14 protein-coding genes are annotated in these 18,932 nt (G+C 39.6%); 10 read left to right on the plus strand and 4 right to left on the minus strand.

Annotated elements, in window-relative coordinates:
- The first annotated feature begins 277 nt into the window (after positions 1 to 277).
- Positions 278 to 1,909, plus strand: coding sequence for a phospholipase D-like domain-containing protein (locus tag V7K25_RS13685; RefSeq protein WP_335158723.1), 1,632 nt, complete (start codon positions 278 to 280; stop codon positions 1,907 to 1,909).
- Between the two features lie 45 nt (positions 1,910 to 1,954).
- Here V7K25_RS13685 and V7K25_RS13690 read toward each other — a convergent pair whose 3' ends face one another.
- Positions 1,955 to 3,040, minus strand: coding sequence for a glycosyltransferase family 4 protein (locus V7K25_RS13690; protein WP_335158725.1), 1,086 nt, complete (start codon positions 3,038 to 3,040; stop codon positions 1,955 to 1,957).
- A 524-nt stretch (positions 3,041 to 3,564) separates the two neighbouring features.
- On the opposite strand from V7K25_RS13690, the gene V7K25_RS13695 reads away from it, so the two are divergent.
- From V7K25_RS13695 to V7K25_RS13710, 4 genes are all read left to right on the plus strand, one after another.
- Complete coding sequence (locus V7K25_RS13695; protein ID WP_335158726.1) at positions 3,565 to 4,284, plus strand: hypothetical protein; 720 nt, start codon at positions 3,565 to 3,567, stop codon at positions 4,282 to 4,284.
- Positions 4,285 to 4,409: 125 nt separating this feature from the next.
- Complete coding sequence (locus V7K25_RS13700) at positions 4,410 to 5,219, plus strand: ABC transporter permease (RefSeq protein WP_335158728.1); 810 nt, start codon at positions 4,410 to 4,412, stop codon at positions 5,217 to 5,219.
- Between the two features lie 869 nt (positions 5,220 to 6,088).
- Positions 6,089 to 8,497 (plus strand): beta strand repeat-containing protein, encoded by a 2,409-nt coding sequence (locus tag V7K25_RS13705; RefSeq protein ID WP_335158730.1) that lies wholly within the window; start codon positions 6,089 to 6,091, stop codon positions 8,495 to 8,497.
- Positions 8,498 to 9,215: 718 nt separating this feature from the next.
- Positions 9,216 to 11,054 (plus strand): bifunctional serine/threonine-protein kinase/formylglycine-generating enzyme family protein, encoded by a 1,839-nt coding sequence (locus V7K25_RS13710; RefSeq protein WP_335158732.1) that lies wholly within the window; start codon positions 9,216 to 9,218, stop codon positions 11,052 to 11,054.
- A gap of 192 nt (positions 11,055 to 11,246) precedes the next feature.
- Here V7K25_RS13710 and petA read toward each other — a convergent pair whose 3' ends face one another.
- Together petA and petC are read right to left on the minus strand one after the other, a co-directional pair.
- Positions 11,247 to 12,248, minus strand: a complete 1,002-nt coding sequence (gene petA, locus V7K25_RS13715) for a cytochrome f (protein WP_335158734.1) — start codon at positions 12,246 to 12,248, stop codon at positions 11,247 to 11,249.
- A 138-nt stretch (positions 12,249 to 12,386) separates the two neighbouring features.
- Entirely contained in the window at positions 12,387 to 12,926 is a 540-nt protein-coding gene (gene petC / locus V7K25_RS13720; RefSeq protein ID WP_335158736.1) for a cytochrome b6-f complex iron-sulfur subunit, read from the minus strand.
- Between the two features lie 228 nt (positions 12,927 to 13,154).
- Here petC and V7K25_RS13725 point away from each other — a divergent pair, with 228 nt between their 5' ends.
- The 3 genes from V7K25_RS13725 to V7K25_RS13735 all read left to right on the plus strand — a co-directional run bounded on the left by V7K25_RS13725 (position 13,155) and on the right by V7K25_RS13735 (position 15,639).
- Complete coding sequence (locus tag V7K25_RS13725) at positions 13,155 to 13,463, plus strand: DUF3067 family protein (protein WP_335158738.1); 309 nt, start codon at positions 13,155 to 13,157, stop codon at positions 13,461 to 13,463.
- 679 nt (positions 13,464 to 14,142) lie between these two features.
- Positions 14,143 to 15,216, plus strand: a complete 1,074-nt coding sequence (locus V7K25_RS13730; RefSeq protein ID WP_335158739.1) for a hypothetical protein — start codon at positions 14,143 to 14,145, stop codon at positions 15,214 to 15,216.
- Positions 15,217 to 15,228: 12 nt separating this feature from the next.
- Entirely contained in the window at positions 15,229 to 15,639 is a 411-nt protein-coding gene (locus tag V7K25_RS13735) for a hypothetical protein (protein WP_335158741.1), read from the plus strand.
- 495 nt (positions 15,640 to 16,134) lie between these two features.
- On the opposite strand, the gene tatC is transcribed toward V7K25_RS13735, so the two are convergent.
- On the minus strand, positions 16,135 to 16,929 hold the full coding sequence (gene tatC, locus V7K25_RS13740; RefSeq protein WP_335158743.1) for a twin-arginine translocase subunit TatC: 795 nt from the start codon (positions 16,927 to 16,929) through the stop codon (positions 16,135 to 16,137).
- 404 nt (positions 16,930 to 17,333) lie between these two features.
- Between tatC and V7K25_RS13745 the strand changes: the two genes are divergently transcribed.
- Both V7K25_RS13745 and V7K25_RS13750 read left to right on the plus strand, forming a co-directional pair.
- On the plus strand, positions 17,334 to 17,564 hold the full coding sequence (locus tag V7K25_RS13745; RefSeq protein WP_335158745.1) for a hypothetical protein: 231 nt from the start codon (positions 17,334 to 17,336) through the stop codon (positions 17,562 to 17,564).
- A 126-nt stretch (positions 17,565 to 17,690) separates the two neighbouring features.
- Complete coding sequence (locus V7K25_RS13750; RefSeq protein WP_335158747.1) at positions 17,691 to 18,548, plus strand: SDR family NAD(P)-dependent oxidoreductase; 858 nt, start codon at positions 17,691 to 17,693, stop codon at positions 18,546 to 18,548.
- The last annotated feature ends 384 nt before the right edge of the window (positions 18,549 to 18,932 follow it).

An 18,932-nucleotide genomic window follows, 5' to 3' on the forward strand; every position in this document is an offset into this window, starting at 1 on the left:
TGAATAATGGTGAAAACACACGGGGCTTATAACCCTCTTTTAGCCCCTTAAAAAGGGGTCGCCGCAGGCGGGGGGATCTTAACCGAACCGTATTGCTAGGCTGCTGATCTTGTTAGCATATACAGTTTTTGTGGACAAATCCTAAAAAAATCTCTGTAATGCATCTAGCAGTGAATTTTTTCCTTTACTTGGAAAGTTATTTTTCTACTTAATTCAGAACACAAAATTTTGGGAATGATAAATATGTCCACTCCCAATCCACTTTTAACAGATTACAGTGCAACTTATCTCTAGACGAAGATATTTTTTATATATCTTTTTACTGATATTTCCCCTTGCTGCTTGTCAACGAGTCCAGTCTTTCAATCAGCGTCCCGCACCTTTACCACAAGATCCTTTAGTTCAAGTTTACTTTAACCATTCTGAGTCTTCAGAATACAAGGAATCTTATCGTCAGCAAACTCGCCTTGGGGATGATTTAGAAAAACAGATTGTCAATGCTATTACACAAGCTAAATCTACAGTAGATGTGGCGGTGCAAGAATTACGTTTACCCCAAGTTGCCCAAGCACTGGTTGATAGACAAAAAGCTGGAGTAAAAGTCCGGATAATTTTAGAAAATACCTATAGCCGACCTTGGAGCAGCTTAACATCTACTGAAGTAGGTAAGTTAGATAAAAGAGAACAGGAACATTACAACGAATTTCGCAAATTTATCGATATTAACCAAGATAATCAACTCAGTTCAGCAGAAATAAATCAAAGAGATGCTTTGATAATTTTGCAAAATGCCAAAATTCCCTGGATAGACGATCAAGCAGATGGTTCAGCAGGTAGCAGCTTGATGCACCACAAATTTGTGATTGTGGATAATCGCATTGTAATTATTACTTCAGCCAATTTTACTTTAAGTGATACTTCTGGTGATTTCACAAATTCTAGCAGTTTAGGCAATGCCAATAATTTATTGCAGATTGACAGCCCAGAATTAGCATCTTTATTTACAGAAGAGTTTAATATTATGTGGGGAGATGGCCCAGGAGGTAAGCCAGATAGTCAATTTGGTTTGAAAAAACCGATGCGTTTACCCAAAGAAATAACTTTAGGTAACACCCAAATTACTGTGCAATTTTCGCCTACTTCCCCAACTCAACCCTGGAATAACAGTAGTAATGGTTTAATTGGTAAAACTTTAGATTCAGCAACAAAATCTGTTGATATGGCGTTATTTGTATTTTCCGATCAGCGGCTTGCGAATATTTTAGAAAAACGCCATCAACAAAGTGTGCAAATTCGCGCTTTAATTGAACCACAATTTATTTATCGTCCTTATAGTGAGGCATTGGATATGATGGGGGTTACTCTTAGTAACAAATGTAAATATGAAATTGACAACCATCCTTGGTCAAATCCAATTACTACCGTAGGTGTACCTGTGTTACCCAAAGGTGATTTATTACATCATAAATTTGGTGTTATTGATAGTCAAACAGTAATTACAGGTTCTCATAATTGGTCAGATGCTGCCAATAATGGTAACGATGAGACGCTTGTAGTGATTCAAAGTCCCATAGTTGCAGCCCATTATGTGCGAGAATTTGCGCGTCTTTATACTAAAATTAAACCCGGCTTACCACCAGCAATTCAAACAAAGATTAAAGTAGAACAAACACGGTGTTCACAGATAAAAAGTTCTTCATCAAGTGAACTACAAGCAGTTAAACAAATAAATATTAACACTGCAAGTATAGAAGAATTAGCAACTCTGCCTGGTGTAGGTAAGAAGTTAGCACAACGGATAATTATTAGCCGTCAACAGCAAAAATTTATATCTTTACAAGACTTAGAAAGAGTTCCAGGATTGAGTGCTAGAACTGTAGAAAAATGGAGCAATCGCGTAATTTGGTAGGGTCGCACAACTGTGCCTCCCTACTTAGTTAAAAACATGCGATATTTAAGTGCGATCGCTAGCTAAACTAATCAAACTGCGGAAACGTCCATTCTGAGAGAATCGTTTTGCTAATATTTGTTGATAAACCGCCTCATAGCCATCAGTCATTTGCTCAACGCTGAAACAGTCTTCGACATACTGGCGACAGGCGTAGCGGTCTAACTCTATTACCCGATCAATGGCATTGATGCATTCTTGAATATTATTGCAGAGGAAACCCGTCTTACCGTGAGAAATTACCTCTTCAGTAGAACCCAATTTCATTCCAATCACTGGCGTACCCGAAGCCATTGATTCCACCATCACCAATCCAAAGGGTTCTCGCCAAGTGATGGGGAATAGAGTTGCGACTGCACCTCCCATAAGGGCATTTTTTTGAGCATGGTTAGCTTCACCCAAATATTCAATTTGCTTCCCGTCAATGTGCGGTTTAATTTCCTTCTCAAAGTATTCCACATCAACGGCATCAATCTTACCTGCCATTTTCAAACGCCAACCAGCTTGTTTTGCAATTTCTATTGCTAAGTGCCCTCCCTTCTCAGGAGACATGCGGCCCAAAAAGGCTAAGTAGGGCGGATCTTCTGGTTGGGCGTGAAAATTATAACTGCTGACATCAATTCCGTTATAGACCGTTGCTATATAGTTCAACCCTAACCTTGGTTCTCGTTGTGAATCGGAAATATTAACGTAGGGTTGTTTTTTACCAAAACTAAACATCTTTTCGTTGTCAGAGGTAAAAGTACCGTGCAACGTGTGAACTGTAGGGGTTGTGACAAGATTCGCGTAGGACAGCGCCCCACACCCAATATGGGAGTGAATAATATCAAACTCTTCTGCCCGTTCATAGACCGAAGCTAGATTCAGCATTTCGTAAACGCTGTAATCTTTAATATTGCTATCGTGTCTTAGGGCACGGGGATGAACTGACACTAGTTTTGCCAGACTGATAGAATCTCCTGATGCAAATAAAGTTACTTCGTGTCCTCGTCGGACTAATTCATCAGTAAGTAACCCCACTACTAACTCTGTACCACCATAAGCTGGAGGTGGAACTCTCTCCCACAGTGGGGCTACTTGAGCTATTCGCATCACAAACCTCCTAACAAATAAAACTTGAATTAAAAGTTTTTTCTTTCTGTTGTTCTAGTGCTTGTAATTAATTCACTTTGCATCCTAAAGTAATTTTAGATACCAAGCTTCTTAACACTTCTCTCAAAATCTTATGCCCTTATTTCTATATCCTTCGTCTATCTTTGTACGGAAATTACCCTCTACTAAAGAGGTAACTATACTCTAAATTATTAATTTTTGTTTGATTTAGTGTAATTTTAAATAGAGATTTTTGGATAAATAGGAAGTTTATAGAATGGTCAAAAACTGCGTTTTAATGGTGATAATGGGCGAAAAACCTCTATTCCTGCCTGTTACTCATCTAATTTTAAAATGTTAATTCAAGAATAAAGTGCGTAGACACTCTTTGGGCGGCTTTCCCTACTCTAAAGGATAACCTGTAGCCGCCCAAAGGGTCGTTTTTCGGAAAATAGAGTATTTAAAATCAGAGTCGCAATTTTTATCGAACAGAATTCTGTTCGATAAGTTAGGAAGTATGGTGAATGGACAAACTACATAAATTTTTTGGCAAGCTAGCTTCTAGCTTGCCTACCACGTCAGATAGTGAACCGTTCATTGTCACGGAGAACTCTTTACCTTGTCCACAGCAACTTATCTCTACTGGTAGATTAGTAGTCAAAAAAGGCGTGCATCAGTATGGCTCTTGGTACCACATTGATCAACTTTTATTTTTTGCCCATAAAGAAACCTATCGCCAGTTAAGTTTTTTGATTCTAGGATGTATATTTTCTTCAAATGTAAGTAAGGTTGAACTCCTACTCACTCACAAAGAGAGCGATATAAAGAAGATTATTGTGGAGTCCCAGAATCTTGACATTGACACACTTACAGGAGGATTTTATGCAAAACCTTTTGCTTTTAAATATTGGCCTGAAGTTCAACACCGTCTTCATCCTCTTCATAACTTGCAAGTCTCTGATTGGGATCTGCCAGAACTATTGTTAACAAATGAAGACGACTGTTGTATAACCGAGGAAGACTGGAAAACTCGTTCTGTTATACGTGGCTTCGGAACACCATCGGGAGCAACGCGCTTTGCTGAATTACTTCTCAATATTGGTTTGTCCGAAACAGAAAGGCAGGAATTTTATCTCGAATCTTATGTAGGGAATAAAAGCGTAGCTCCAGGAAGTGCTGAAGCAAGACTTTGGTTGCCCGGAGGAGATTATTGGGACGATTCTCTGTTTGCACAATGTGGCTGAATTAACGTGAGTTCGACGTGAGTAAAAAACGCCAGCAGCGCGCAAATTATTGATTAGTCAAAGTATTGACTTATTACACAAAATATGATATTTTATATTTCTATCAATAAAAATCATATATAAACGTGAATATCTCTACATCTCTCAAAAAACCGCGTGTCTCATGGCAGGCGGTTTTCTCACTGCTGATGTTTGTGTTCATGTACCTGCCCATACTGGTACTTAGCTTTTATAGCTTCAATCAGTCACCCTATAGTGCAGGTTGGCAAGGATTCACTCTCGATTGGTATGGCAAGTTATTCAGTGACGATCGCATCTTATCAGCTTTGCAAAATAGTTTAATAGTTGGTGGTTGTGCCGTGGCAATATCAGCAGTACTAGGAACCTTGATGGCGGTTGGGTTGGCGCGTTACGAATTTCCTGGTAAAAAATTGTATCAGGGTGTTGCTTACCTACCATTGATTATTCCCGATATTGCGATCGCAGTAGCAACCCTAGTATGTCTAGCAGCTTTTGCCATACCTTTGAGTTTGTGGACGATAGTTGCAGCCCATATCGTGTTTTGTCTGGCTTACGTCGGGCTTGTGGTTGCCTCACGACTGAGCAATTTAGATCCTCACTTAGAAGAAGCAGCACTAGATTTAGGCGCTACACCAATGCAAGCTTTCATCAAAGTATTATTACCTCAGTTAATGCCTGGTATTGTAGCTGGTTGTCTCTTGGCCTTTGTTCTCAGCTTAGATGACTTTCTCATTGCCAGTTTTACTGCTGGTAGCGGTTATAACACCCTACCAATGGAAATTTTTAGCCGGATTAGATCAGGAGTCAAGCCTGATATTAACGCATTGAGTGTGATGTTGATTACAGTATCTGCGATCGCTGCTCTTGTAGCTGAATTAATTCGCATTTCTGGAGAGAATAAAAATTTCAAATAAGAGTCAAATCAATCTTAACGATTTCGTCTCTTTAATGGCATGAAATGGCATCGCAGAAGGCTAGGAGTACCGTCCCTGATTTAACCTCAGTACACTTCAGTAATAACCCTCAGTTTATCTAGTTTTTGTCTTAACCGAACTCTAGTGAGAGTTAAGAGTCAAGAATTAAGTATTTATAAAAATTGCTTAACATCCAGCAATATTTTAAATTAAGTAAGTTTACGGTGGTAAAGTATTAAGCTCTACAAACACAATAGAGTATGTAAAGTTCAGTACCAAATCAGCCTAGCAACGTTGGTTTTTTATAAAAAACAGATCAATTTACTTGAAATCAAAGTTATCAGTAATAGGACTTTGAAAGTACAAGTCTAATGTTTAATTTGTTTTCATCCACTTATTTTTGTAATTTGTGGATTAATTATCTGTACTAAATAAACAGTCCATAAAATATTATGGAAATTTTGTTGCGATTTATTACACAATAATAAAAAACAAGTTCATACATTTGTGGTTTGATTTAGCCGTAATTTTTGCGTCGTTTTTATTCCTATAACTACTACAGTTCACTAAAAAAAGCCACTTTTATGAAATGTCTCAAACCCCTAATTAACAGCAATTAAGAATTCTGTTAGCGGGTCTATGAGTAACATTTATTAAAAGTTAAGTGTCGCACAGTGTTTCGTAGATAAAGGTACTAGGAAAACATATCTTGCACCATTCTCAATATTCGTAGAGTAAGCATTGCTTACAGCTCCAAAATCATATGTTAAGCAAATATAAAGCAGCGTTTACCTACAAAAATATTTTAAAACAACTGATGCAAGATGTTACATACAAAAATTCAATTACTGAAAATCAGTTCATAAATAATGAAACCATTACGCAATTTTTTTGCTCATAATTTTCATCACTACCGTTTTTTAGTAGTAGCAGCAATTTCTTTAGGAGGGTCATTTACAGTAGTAATGCCTTCTCTGGCAGATGGTACAACGGCTGGTACTACTATCAACAACACTGCAACTGCTGACTATAATTACGTAAATAATTTGGGTGTAAATGTTCTTAATAAAGCTACTTCTAATACTGTAACAGTTTCTGTAGCAGAGATAGCAGGAATTACGGTAACTTCTCAAGGTATGACAGATACAACAGGTGGTAGTGTTGTTTCTAACGATTTGCTGTACTACGATTTTTTGATTACTAATGTGGGCAATGATCCTACCCGTTTCTTCATTCCGGGTAAAGCTACTATTACAGGGTCAGCAACAGCTGGCGCAATCACCGCAGATTTAGATGGTAACGGCACATTTGAAACTACTATTCCCAACGCTGGTCTTACCACTAGTTCGATTCCTGTTAGTGGATTTATCAAAGTACGTGTTCCTGTCACAGTTAATCTTTTAGCAACGGCGGGTTCTGTTATCACTGTATTATTAGGTGATACAAGCCCTAACGATAACAGTAATGCTACCCAGAACCAACCTGATAGTCCTGATGGCTCAAACGCTACAGAAGTCCGCACCGTTGATAATCCAGATGGAACACCAGGAGAAACAGCAGGGATACCCCTGAATGGAGAAAGAGAAGCTAGTGCTATACAAACAACTACTATCTTTGCAACTCCACAGGCTTTTGCTAAAGTCTTAAAAGTTCGTTCTGGGTATTCAGATTCCGGTACACCCAACAATCTGAGTGATGATAAGTTGACCTACGATTTGAGTCTAAAAATTGATTCCACAAGTCCCACAGGTAGTACAGGATTAACTCCCGCAAATTTGGTAGGTACGAGTATTAATGTAGATGGGGTACCTGGTGCCAAAATTTTGGTATCTGATGCTATTCCCCTAAATACTCATTTAGCAAGCGTAGTTACTCCTCCTACAGGTTGGAGTGTTGTTTACACTGTGACACCTACACTATTATTGACGGCGAACAATGCTCTTTGGACTACTATTCCCCCCGCTGATTTAACGTTGGTAACTCGTATTGGCTTTGTTAACTCTGGCACTCTCATCGCAGGTACAACAGTGAATGGATTATCCTTTCAAGTAGTGACAAATGGAGTTCTAACTTCCACTGCCACAATTTATAGTATTGCTCAAAGCTTTGGTCAAACTCAAGGTGATGCATTCAATCAGCTAGTTTATGATGAGTCAGGCGACCAAAGCCCTAGCAACTTTAATGATGATGGTACTGTTACTATTGGTTCAAATATTCCCAACAGTGGGATAGCAAATGTTACTCTTCAAGGGGCAGATACTAGTAATAACAACACAGGTCAAGGGCCTGGAGGTGAAGTTAACACCTTTACGATAACTGCCCAAACCTCGATTTTGAATGGGCCGCACCTGTTTCCTAACGCTGTGGGAGCAACTGATAATAATAATGATTTTTCAAACCAATCAGCGATCGTTCCCCTCTATCTGCCACCAGGATCTACCATTGATCCTGCTCCGGTGAGCTTCTTGAATACTATACTAAACCCCAATCCAACTCTGTTGAGTAGTGTCTTACTAGTACCAGTTACCCCAACCAATGCGAGTGACCTACCATCAGGTACAACTGTTACCTTAACCTCTGGAGTCAGTATTGCCACTTACACATACAATGGCACTGTGTTCACCTTGACTTCTGGCTTAGGAATTTCCCTACCAACCCTCAATAATTTGCCAGTTGATTACATCGTAACTGTAGATTTACCAGCAGGAACGCCTCTATCAACAGATACGGGTAAACCTTTTCCTGTGACAATTCGAGCTTTTGTAGATAGCAATAATGATGGAGCGTTTAACTCTGGAGAATCTTACAATAATACAATTGACCAAGTTTACACAGGTTTCTTGAAACTTGTAAAAGAATCTCGACTTTTACAAGGAAGTGGCCCTGCTGTTGCTACAAATGATAGCACTTTTAGTACAACAGCGAAAAAGCCTGGTGTAGGCAATATTATTGAGTATCGCATTACTTACACCAATATTTCATCAGTTCCCATCGGCTCAAATAATGCCACTCTGAATGCAATTGGAATCATTATTACTGAAAATGGTAATTCCACTAATAATAACTGGGCAAAAGACAATGATAACAATGGAAAAGTAGATACCAGCCATGTGTTTAATACTGCTATTGATCCTGCCGGAATTGTAACTTATCTAAATTTGGGATTAGGAGTAACAGATGCAATTGGCGTTGATATTACCACCTATCTAGACACAATTCCAGGGCCACTTCAACCTGGACAGTCTGGAACATTTACTTTCCAACGTAAGCTCAACTAAGTTATTTGATATCTATAGTTAAGAGTCAGGAAGTATTATTTTCTTCCTTGTCTTCTTTGCTCCTCCACAGTTAGCTTAAAGGGTAAAGGTAATTTGGCGTTGCTGATTAGATGTATGAATATTGGTTTAGAGACGTTGCATTGCAACATCTTTACAAAGGTTTTGAAATCACGCAAAATCAATTTAATACCTGAATTCAGCAATGCCAATAATTTTAAACCTTTACCCTTTTTCCAATTCACAGCAAAGATCAAGAGTGCTTATTTCAAAAGGCATTGAGAGTCAGATTGGCAATAAAAATTATGATTATCATAAAATAAAGGGTTTTATACTCCTGTATCTAGAAATACTTACAGGTTCACTGAGGATTTAAATCCCCTTATATAACTCTCTTAAGCTTTGAATTTTCTAATTGGTTCTTTACGAACTTTTTTAGATAGCGAACAACCGCTATATTAAAATGTAGAATGCATTAAGCAAGCCTAAGATACTGATATCAGTTTTATTCAGGGTTTAAATGCTCTGATCTAATTCTTTTTAATAGTTTTAAGCACAATACCTTTGAGTTATTTGATATTTTGTAAGCCTCTTTAATAATGATAAAATTATAGCAATTTTAAGCACATGAATAAACTTCCGTGTTCGCTTCTCTACATAACTGTTTTCAATTAGATAATATTGGGGCTAACTTTGGAGAAGATGCTATTTCCCCCTCATTATGCAAATCTGCCAAAATCCCAATTGCTCAAATCCATTCAACTCTGATAGCAATAGATTTTGCGTGAGTTGCGGACAAAGCAACTTTGGCAAACTTCTAAGAAACCGTTACCGCGTATTGAGACTTTTAGGTGAAGGTGGATTTAGCAGAACTTATGCTACAGAAGATGTAGACAGACTAAACGCGCCTTGCGTCATCAAGCAATTTTTTCCACAATTTCAAGGAACAGGACAACGTACCAAAGCAGCAGAATTTTTTAAAGAAGAGGCTTTTCGGTTGTATGATCTGGGAGAAAATCATACTCAAATTCCCAGATTACTTGCTTACTTTGAACAAGGTGCTAGCTTGTATCTCGTACAAGAATTTATTCAAGGAAAGACTCTCTTACAAGAAGTTCAGCAACAAACTTATGGTGAAGTACAAATTTGGGAACTTTTAGCTGATTTATTGCCAGTACTGCAATTCATTCATACTCATAATGTCATTCATCGGGATATCAAACCAGAAAATATTATCCGCCGTGCAAGCGATCAAAAACCCGTATTAATTGACTTTGGCGGTGCTAAACAGGTAACACAAACCAGCATAGGAAGACAAGCGACAGTAATTTATACCCTTGGTTATGCCCCAACCGAACAAATGGCTGGATTTGCTTGTCACGGCAGTGATTTGTATGCTTTGGGTGTAACTTGTGTGCGTCTTTTAACTCAATGTTTGCCGTTGCAGGACGCTTCTGGACAGATTAATGACCCTATTTATGATGCCATGAACGCTAAGTGGTTGTGGCGCGAACGGTTACAAGAAAAACGTATTACTATCAGCGACGACTTAGGCAAAATTTTAGATAAATTATTAAAACATTTACCAAGTGAAAGGTATCAAACAGCGGCAGAAGTTCTCAACGATTTGAAATTTGCAACATTGAACATTGAACCTGTTGCCCTAAAAATTGTTTCGATGCCTCAACCCATTTTATCGCCGCCACCACAAAAAGTAATAGTACCATTACCCCTTTTAGAAAACTTTGAATTTGATGTAGTGACAGTAGACACAGGTGGTAGAGAAGTAAACCGCGTGAGTTGTAATGCAAACTTCTTTGCCGAAGAATTGGGTAAATCTGTCACATTAGAAATGGTATCAATTCCTGGCGGTACTTATATGATGGGTTCACCAGAGTTTGAAGGAGATGCTGACGAACGTCCTCGACATAAAGTTACTGTTGAACCATTTTTTATGGGGAAATTCCCTGTGACTCAAGCACAGTGGAGAGTAGTAGCAGCTTTACCCAAGGTCAAACAAGCTTTAAATCCCCATCCATCTAAATTCAAAGGTCTAGATAGACCAGTGGAAAATGTATCTTGGTATGAGGCTGTAGAATTCTGTCTCAGACTATCAGAAAAAACTGGACGCGACTATCGTTTACCGAGTGAAGCTGAATGGGAATATGCTTGTCGGGCTGGAACTACAACATCGTTTCACTTTGGCGAAACTATTACCTCTGAGTTAGTCAGTTGCACTATCGAACCAAAAAGCAAATTCCGTAAAGAAACAACAAACGTCGGTAGTTTTGAAGTCGCCAACGCCTTTGGATTGTACGATATGCACGGGCTAGTTTGGGAATGGTGCGCTGATTCGTGGCACAACAATTACAGCGACGCACCCTCAGATGGAACAGCTTGGGAAGTTGGCGGTGATATTAATCGTCGAGTGCTACGCGGTGGTTCTTGGAGTTTCAACGCAGAACTGTGTCGCAGCGCTAGCCGTAGCTGGAATGAGTCAGACGGTGGACTGAGGGTTTGTGGTTTTAGAGTAGTATTTTCCGTAGAGGAGATTATTTAGCAATTTCATTCAAAGACTGGGAAGGGGAGATAAAGCATAGCTTTGTTGGGGGGCTTCTTGCCCGCCCTGATTATCCAACTTGAATGCCGATTAGCTTATTATGTTCTGAGTTTTATATACAGATTTAGAACCATAAGATATAAAAAAGACAGGCAACATGCCTGTCCTACAAAGAATGATTTAGGAAAGAATTTAGAAATTCATTTCAGCAGCTTGAACTTTCTCAACCTGCTTCTTCTTCAGCACAAGCATAACTTGGGCTAACATTACAAGAGCGATGAATGCAATCATCCATTGGACTCTAGAGGCGTCTTGCAATACGATTTCTGCATCTTGTTGACCGAATCCACCGACATTCGGGTTGCTGGTCAAAGCTTCACCAGTCTTAACTGCTTGCCCTTCGGCAACAATCAGTTCTGGCCCTAAAGGAATCGTATCAACGACAACATCACCAGATTCAGGTTGGATGTTGACTAGATATTTAACGTTACCGTCTCCATCTTCCTCTTTGGCAATCTTAGTAATTGTGCCAGTAGCGGAAGCATTGTAAACAGTGTTGTTGCTCTTTTCGCCAGTAGGATAAACTTGTCCGCGTCCTCGGTTAGCACCTAAATGAACTGAATATTTACCGAAGTGGATGTTTTTGTCGGTTGCGGGGTTAGGAGAAAGAACTGGGAAAACGATTTCCTGATATTGTTCACCTGGTAAGGGGCCGACGATGACGACGTTTTCTTTGTCTTCGCTGTAGGATTGGAAGGGAGTGTCGCCAATTTCTTCTTTAAGTTCCTCGGAAAGACGGTCTTCGGGGGCAATCTTAAAGCCTTCAGGTAGCATCAGTACAGCACCGACATTCAAGCCAACCTTAGAACCATCGGCACCAACTTGCTGGGCGCTAAGATCATAAGGAATTTTCACCACAGCTTTGAATACAGTGTCAGGTAGCACCGATTGGGGAACTTCCACTTCTGCCGGCTTGGCTGCTAGGTGACAGTTGGCACAAACAATCCGCCCGGTTGGTTCGCGGGGGGTTTCGGGATAGGTTTGCTGTGCCCAAAAGGGATAGGCGGCAGCTGATTGGGGAAGGGCTAGATCGCTGGTGAAGTAAAATGTCACAGTAGCGATCGCTATGAGCAATGTTTTTACGATCGCTCTAGCGCTGCGAGTTAACCTCGCTCTTAAGAAAACATTTCTCATCTCTAATAAGGGCAACGATTGAATTAGTCATTGGTCATTGGGCATTGGGCATTGGGCATTGGGCATTGGGCATTGGGCATGGGTTATTTCTCCCTCATCTCCCTCATCCCTTACTTAGCACTCAGCACTCAGCACTGATTAAGCCCACCAAGCTGGATCACCGGTGCGGAAGTCGGTTTCAGTCCAAGGGGTCAAAACGATTTTGTCGTCTTTTACATTGGTATGGGCCAAAGGTAAAGACAACGGTGCTGGGCCCCGAACAACTTTACCAGTTTCGTCATACTGGGAACCATGACAAGGACACTTAAACTTGTTCTCTGCAACGTTCCAGGGGACTACACAACCTAAGTGGGTGCAGATGGCGTTAATGCCATAATCTTTGATCGCTTCTTTGCTGTCTACCACAATATAGGTAGGATCTCCCTTTAGCCCTTGGACTAGGTTGCGATCGCCTGCATTCCGGTTTTCTAGAAATTTAGCGACGCTAACATCGTTACCTAGCTCGTCTTTTGCTGTTGTACCGCCACCAGCACCACCTGTTGCGGGTGGAATAAAGTAGTTGACAACGGGATACAATGCACCCAGAGCCACTCCAGTGACAGTCCCAAAAGTGAGCAGATTCATGAACTGACGACGCCCCATATCGGGCACGTCTGCTGATTCAGAAAATTGAGCCATAATCTACGCGCTCTTTGTGTATTTTGTTAAGCATTTTGACAAAAGTACTGTACTTGAGGAACTCTTGTCTAAGTCGAAATGCTAGCGCTCACAACGATGCCATACTTCTTTATTCCAAGATATAAAAAGCATCTTTTCTGTTAGCATTACATTTCTTTATATCCTTATCATACTGGAGTCACGGAACTTAACATCATAACTAAATGTAAAATCTGATTGAGAAAAGCTATGACAGGACAGGAATTACGTCAGATGTTGCTTGATAAGTGGGGGTATTCTTATGATGTGCAGCTTCGACGGGCGCAGGGAAAGATATTTTTGCAAGTAATGTGGAAATACTTGGAGCAAGCTTCTTTTCCCTTGAGCGAGACGGAGTACCAAGAGCATCTTGACACCATTGCTAATTATCTTCATGCCTTGGGTGGGTCAACACAAGTACAAATATTTATTACCCAAACCCGCGATCGCCCCCGACTCGGCAAAGCTGTTAGCATTCCTCTAGATTTGGGTGAACGTTCTTCGGAATGGATATTATGACCTACTCTTGCATCAACCTGAATAAATTTCTGATTAATTACAATATTTTTTATCTAAAAAAACCATAACGTGCTATAAAACTTTTTGCCCAAGGATTGGCGGACTTCGTTTGTGTAGCCGCATTCGCTCGCCCTACAGCCCTTCTCCAAAAGGTGACACTACGTGAACGGGCATCCTACAGCAGGTGTGCTGGAGGCTCTATTTCATTCGCTTGGGCTTAAGTTGACACCTATGTTCATAAATTACCCTTACAACGTGCGTTATTTACCGTCAAAGAATGATTGATAAAAACCGAAATGAACTATTTACATTGATACATAAAATAATTATTTTTGAATTGTTAATTTATACAGTGTATAAGTCGCAATCACGTTAAGTTGTGTTGCAAATTTATCTTGTAAATATAGCTACATGCAATACTAATTCTCAACCTTTTCATTAAGGTAATTCTCAATCTTCCCTTCAAGTTAATATTATTTAATTACTCTCGAAAAAAATAAACTCTAAGGTTTAAACTCTAAATAAAGCGCTAATTTAAGCATTTTTTTCTAAGAAAATACCTGAAATAAATATTTTTGATAAAAGCTTTATGCCGTAATGATTTTAGATTATTTTCTCGTAAGAGTGATAGAAGAGGGTTAATTTAGCCGTTAAGTTAAGTTTAGTTAAACAATGATCAATGATCAATAAAAGTTTTTCAAAGTTCAAAATTGCTTTTGCTATAATTCCCGTCACTATAATGCTGGGGAGTTGCGGAAATAATAACGATCTTAAGATGGCTGAAAATTTTGGACTTCAGGCGGCTAAGTTGGAGGCTGCCAACGATAAAGTGTCTGCCGATATTTATGATTCTTGCGTCCGTAGAGCCTCTTGGTTTGCAAATAGGGAAAACATGCAGGAGCAATTAAAGGTTTGCGATCAGCTCTATCGACCAAACTCTGAACGGGCTAATAGAGCTGGTAGTGTTCTCGTGGGTTACGTCAGGTCTGTAGGTGAGCTTGCAGCCCAAGATACAGCTGCGTTTAATGAAAAATATACAGCGATCGCTAATGCACTGAAGAACTTAGAGGTTAAAACTAGTACTGGCACAGCTAAGATTGACGATAATACGATCAATGCCGGATTAAAGATCGCTAATTTTCTGACTAACTTGAGCCTGCGTGACTTCCAAAGAAGCAACTTGAAAGCTGCGGTTATTTGTACTGACGAGTATATTCAACCATACGCTAATGGTTTGGCAAGCTTCTTTGATGAAAACTATGTGAATTATCTTCTTAACAGTGAAATTGATAAGATATCCGAACATTACGCTTTTTACGGTGGACGATTAAATAATGTAGTAAATAGCTCTTATAACAATTCTGGAGAGCCTGAAGCTTTCGCATCTTTGCAAGACCAACAGATGGAACTTGAGCAGAAAGAACGCACAGAAATCGATAAGGTTGTTAGTAAGAAGAAGGATGGAGCAGCTTATGTGACAACTATCCAAAAAACTGCCGAATTTCACACTAAGCTTAAGCTCATTTTTAATAATAATAAAGAACAACTATCGTCACAGCAAAAATCCGAATGCGAAAAATACTTTGCTAAAGAAACGGGAAGTATAAACGCTCAACCTTCAGCTTTTCTAAATCAGAAAATCAACCCATCTGAATTAGCGCAAGTAAGGAAAGTTACAAAAGAGTATATCAGCCAAGTAAGTCCGTTGCTTGCTAAGTTTGATGAAAAATCTAAAAAAAGTACAAACAAATAGAGGAATAATTTTATGACTGGTAAAACAGTTTCTAACAAGAAGCTTAACTTTAAGGATCTCGAAGATTGCAGAAAAAGGCTATCAGATTCAATCGATGTAACTCGTAGCCAAGCATTGGATGCCCTAAAAAATAATAAAATATTGAGTAGGCAATTTCAAGATGCTCAAGATAAGTGGGAAAAACTACAAATTAGAGAAAGCGAATTAAGTGTAAAAATTATGTCTTTACAATTGGATTTTTTGCTAGATACAAATGTAAATAATCCTATGTCAAAAATTGTTGGAGCTACCGATAAACTCAACGCGGCAGCCAGAAACATCCAAAATTTTCAGCAATTTTTAGACTCCATTGCTGATGTAATTAATATTTTTGATAGTCTTATCAAAGCTATTCCGAATGGACTGATTGCGAATATTCCGTAAATTTTCACAATTCTCCCGCTAAAAATAAATATAAGAAACAAAAGGGATGGCAATACGGTTTGGATAAGATAATTTCCCTATGGATCAATACGCTTGGCTTGAGGCTAAAATTTTTATTTTTGAACGAACCACAGAGGCGCAGAGGACGCAGAGAGAGAAAAAACAATTGGTTTAACTGAACTGTGTTGGCCTATGGATAACGCGTGTAGAGATGTTGTCTTGGAACGTCTCTACACGCCATAACATCCGAGCAAAACCTTAACGAGCAAGCAATCAACCTGTATTGTGTTACCGAAAAGTTGGAAATAGTGGTTATACCAATTTTCTGTGAGCTTGCACTTAATAATTACTCCTTCTCCCTTGGTCTACTTAGTGAACCGACGCTGTAGGCGGGTTTCACTAAGTAGGCGACTGGTGAACCCCAAGGCGGTTCCTTTAATAATTAAATGCATCTTCATAGCGAATTAGTATAAGTTGAAATTTTTGAGAATATAATTATTTCCCTGTAAGTTTAACCAGTCCAACACCACCGAAATAAAGCCCTAAAACTGCTCCCGCCAAGAGACTTTGAGTTAAGGGGTCAGTAGAAGGTGTAAGCACGGCTCCTAAAACCACTGCTCCCATAATCACGTAACGCCAACCAGAAACCATCCGTTCAGATGAGACAATATTCAAATTACCGAGCAACAGTTGGATGATCGGAATTTGAAATGCTAAACCAGTGCTGAATAACAGTAGCAGCACAAATTCAAAATATTTATCAATTGACCAAAGTTGTTCAACTACATCTGCTCCGTAGCTGATGAAAAAATTCAACGCTGCGGGGATAAGGAGTAAATAGGCAAATACTAACCCAGCACCAAACAGCACACTCGAACCCAAAACCACAGGCCCCAATAAACGGCGTTCGCGGCGAGTCAGTCCTGGAAGCACAAACTGGATAATTTGGTAAAGAATGAAAGGACTAGTCAGTACAAAACCAGTGTAGGCTGCGACTTTGAGGGAGACAAAGAAATACTCTCCGGGTGCAAGTTGGAGAAATTTTACTCCATGTGCAGGAACCTCAAGTAGCTGGACAATCGGCTTAACGGCAAAGAAACAGCCAATAATGCCCACGGCTACCGCAATCAGGGAATAGAAAATGCGCTGCCGCAACTCTTCTAGGTGGTCGAAAAGGGACATTTCAACTTCATCTGGCAACTCATCTAGAGGATCATTGTCTGAGTTGCCATATTCTTCTGGGTCGATGTTGGGAACGTTTACAGTATCTACGTCTTGTGAGGGCGTCACGTCGCTTCGCTCCGAATTCAAAATTCAAAATTCAAAATTAACAATCCCATAAATAAATTTAGGGGCTTGTATCTTTTTTTGTCGGTCATCGACCATTTCGGTGACTCAGCACTCTTTATTATTTTATCTGGGGAATGCAGCTAGAAAGATATGTTTTTCAGTGCTGTGGGTTTTTTGTCCTGTTTTTTCGGGTTGCATCTGCATAAATTAGTAGTAAGCCATCTTGTAGGCAATGTTTAACCTAAAAAAAGAGTGGAACCGATAATTTAGAAATTACGTCTCTGCGGCTAGTAGCACTGAGTAAATTGACACAACATCATAACAATACTCAGTTTGGAAATCCGATTCATCAAGGTGGTATCTATACATACATAGCGTAATCGGAAATTTTTAGCTGAGGTGTTATGAATCGGACAATTTGCATTGGACTGATGGCATTGCCTGTGTATTTATACAATGCTCAACTAGGCAATACTTGTAGTAGTGACATGTCAATTGTCGAAAACCAACTTCCCGTAATAACTACTCTAGTTGTTTACAGCACAAATTCTCAGTTAGACAAATTCCCGTGGCAAATATCGGCTAGAGATGACCAAACCGAAGATTGTCTTCGTGCTGGTACTTGCAGAGATTGATACTAATGCGTAATTCGTAATGACGCTCGATGACTCGCTAACGCTGCGCGAAGGGAGAAGACTTGCTACCGCTTCGCTAATGTAATTCGTAATTTCAGTAATTTCATCATAATAAGGAGAGAGTAAATGGTTGCAGGAAATCAACGCGCAGTAGTGGTTACAGGAGCATCAACAGGAATTGGTCAGGCGTGTGCTTTGCGTTTAGACCAGTTGGGCTTCTCTGTTTTTGCTGGGGTGCGTCAAGATAGTGATGCTCAAACACTTAAACAGAAAGGGTCACAAAGGCTGATTCCGATTTTTTTAGATGTTACTGACGCCGAATCGATCGCAGCTGCTGTTGATCGGGTAACAAATGCAGTCGGTGGTGCTGGGATTTTAGGTTTAGTGAATAATGCCGGAATTGCTGTTCCAGGGCCGTTAGAATTATTAGCGATCGCAGAATTTCAACACCAGATGCAGGTTAATGTCACCGGACAATTAGCAGTGACACAAGCATTTCTTGGTCTATTACGCCAGAGTCGGGGTCGAATTGTCAATATGGGTTCCATTTCTGGTAGAAGCCCGACGCCGTTCTTGGGCGCTTACAATGCTTCCAAATTTGCGCTCGTTGCACTCAATGATGTAATGCGGATGGAGTTACGCCCTTGGGGAATCTCGGTTTCAATTATTGAACCTGGTTCCATCGCTACCCCAATCTGGGAAAAGTCGTTAAGTCAATCTGAAATAGCACAGCACGATCTATCCCAAACAGCACAAAATCTCTACGGTCAGGCGATGAATATTGTCCGTGAGAAAATGCAGATTATCGCATCTAGGGGAATTTCTGCGGATCTTGTCGCTCAGGCTGTTGTCCATGCACTCACTGCAAAAAAACCCAAGACACGCTATCTTATTGGACAAGATGCCAAAATTGGAGCTGTGCTGAAGCATATTTTGCCCGATAAGCTGCACGATTGCGTTATTTTATACTCAATGGGTTTGTAGATTACTTCCCGTTTTTCAGAGGTCGTTACTCTGAATGCAATAGCTGTTGTTACTAAAATCATGGTTTTCATCAACAAAATCATGATTTAGCAACGAGATTAAGCTCAAAATTGCTGTAACAAAACTCTATATTCAAAAATACTAGAAAATCGTACTTCACAGTACCTTTTTTTGTGTTGGATATTTTTAATATTCATAAGAGTACCTTATTTAAGATAAGGGTTTTTTGCTATTTGTACTTATACTAGTATTTCTGCTTACTTAAAATCAAATATCAGCATTGCGATGTGCTACATATAACTTATATATGAACAATTATCCTGAATACTGCTAGTTTAGTTAGTAGTTTAGGTGAGATGTACTTACAATTAAGGGTTCAATTCC

Source organism: Nostoc sp. (assembly GCF_036919495.1).
In the GTDB taxonomy this organism is placed as follows: Bacteria; Cyanobacteriota; Cyanobacteriia; order Cyanobacteriales; family Nostocaceae; genus Nostoc.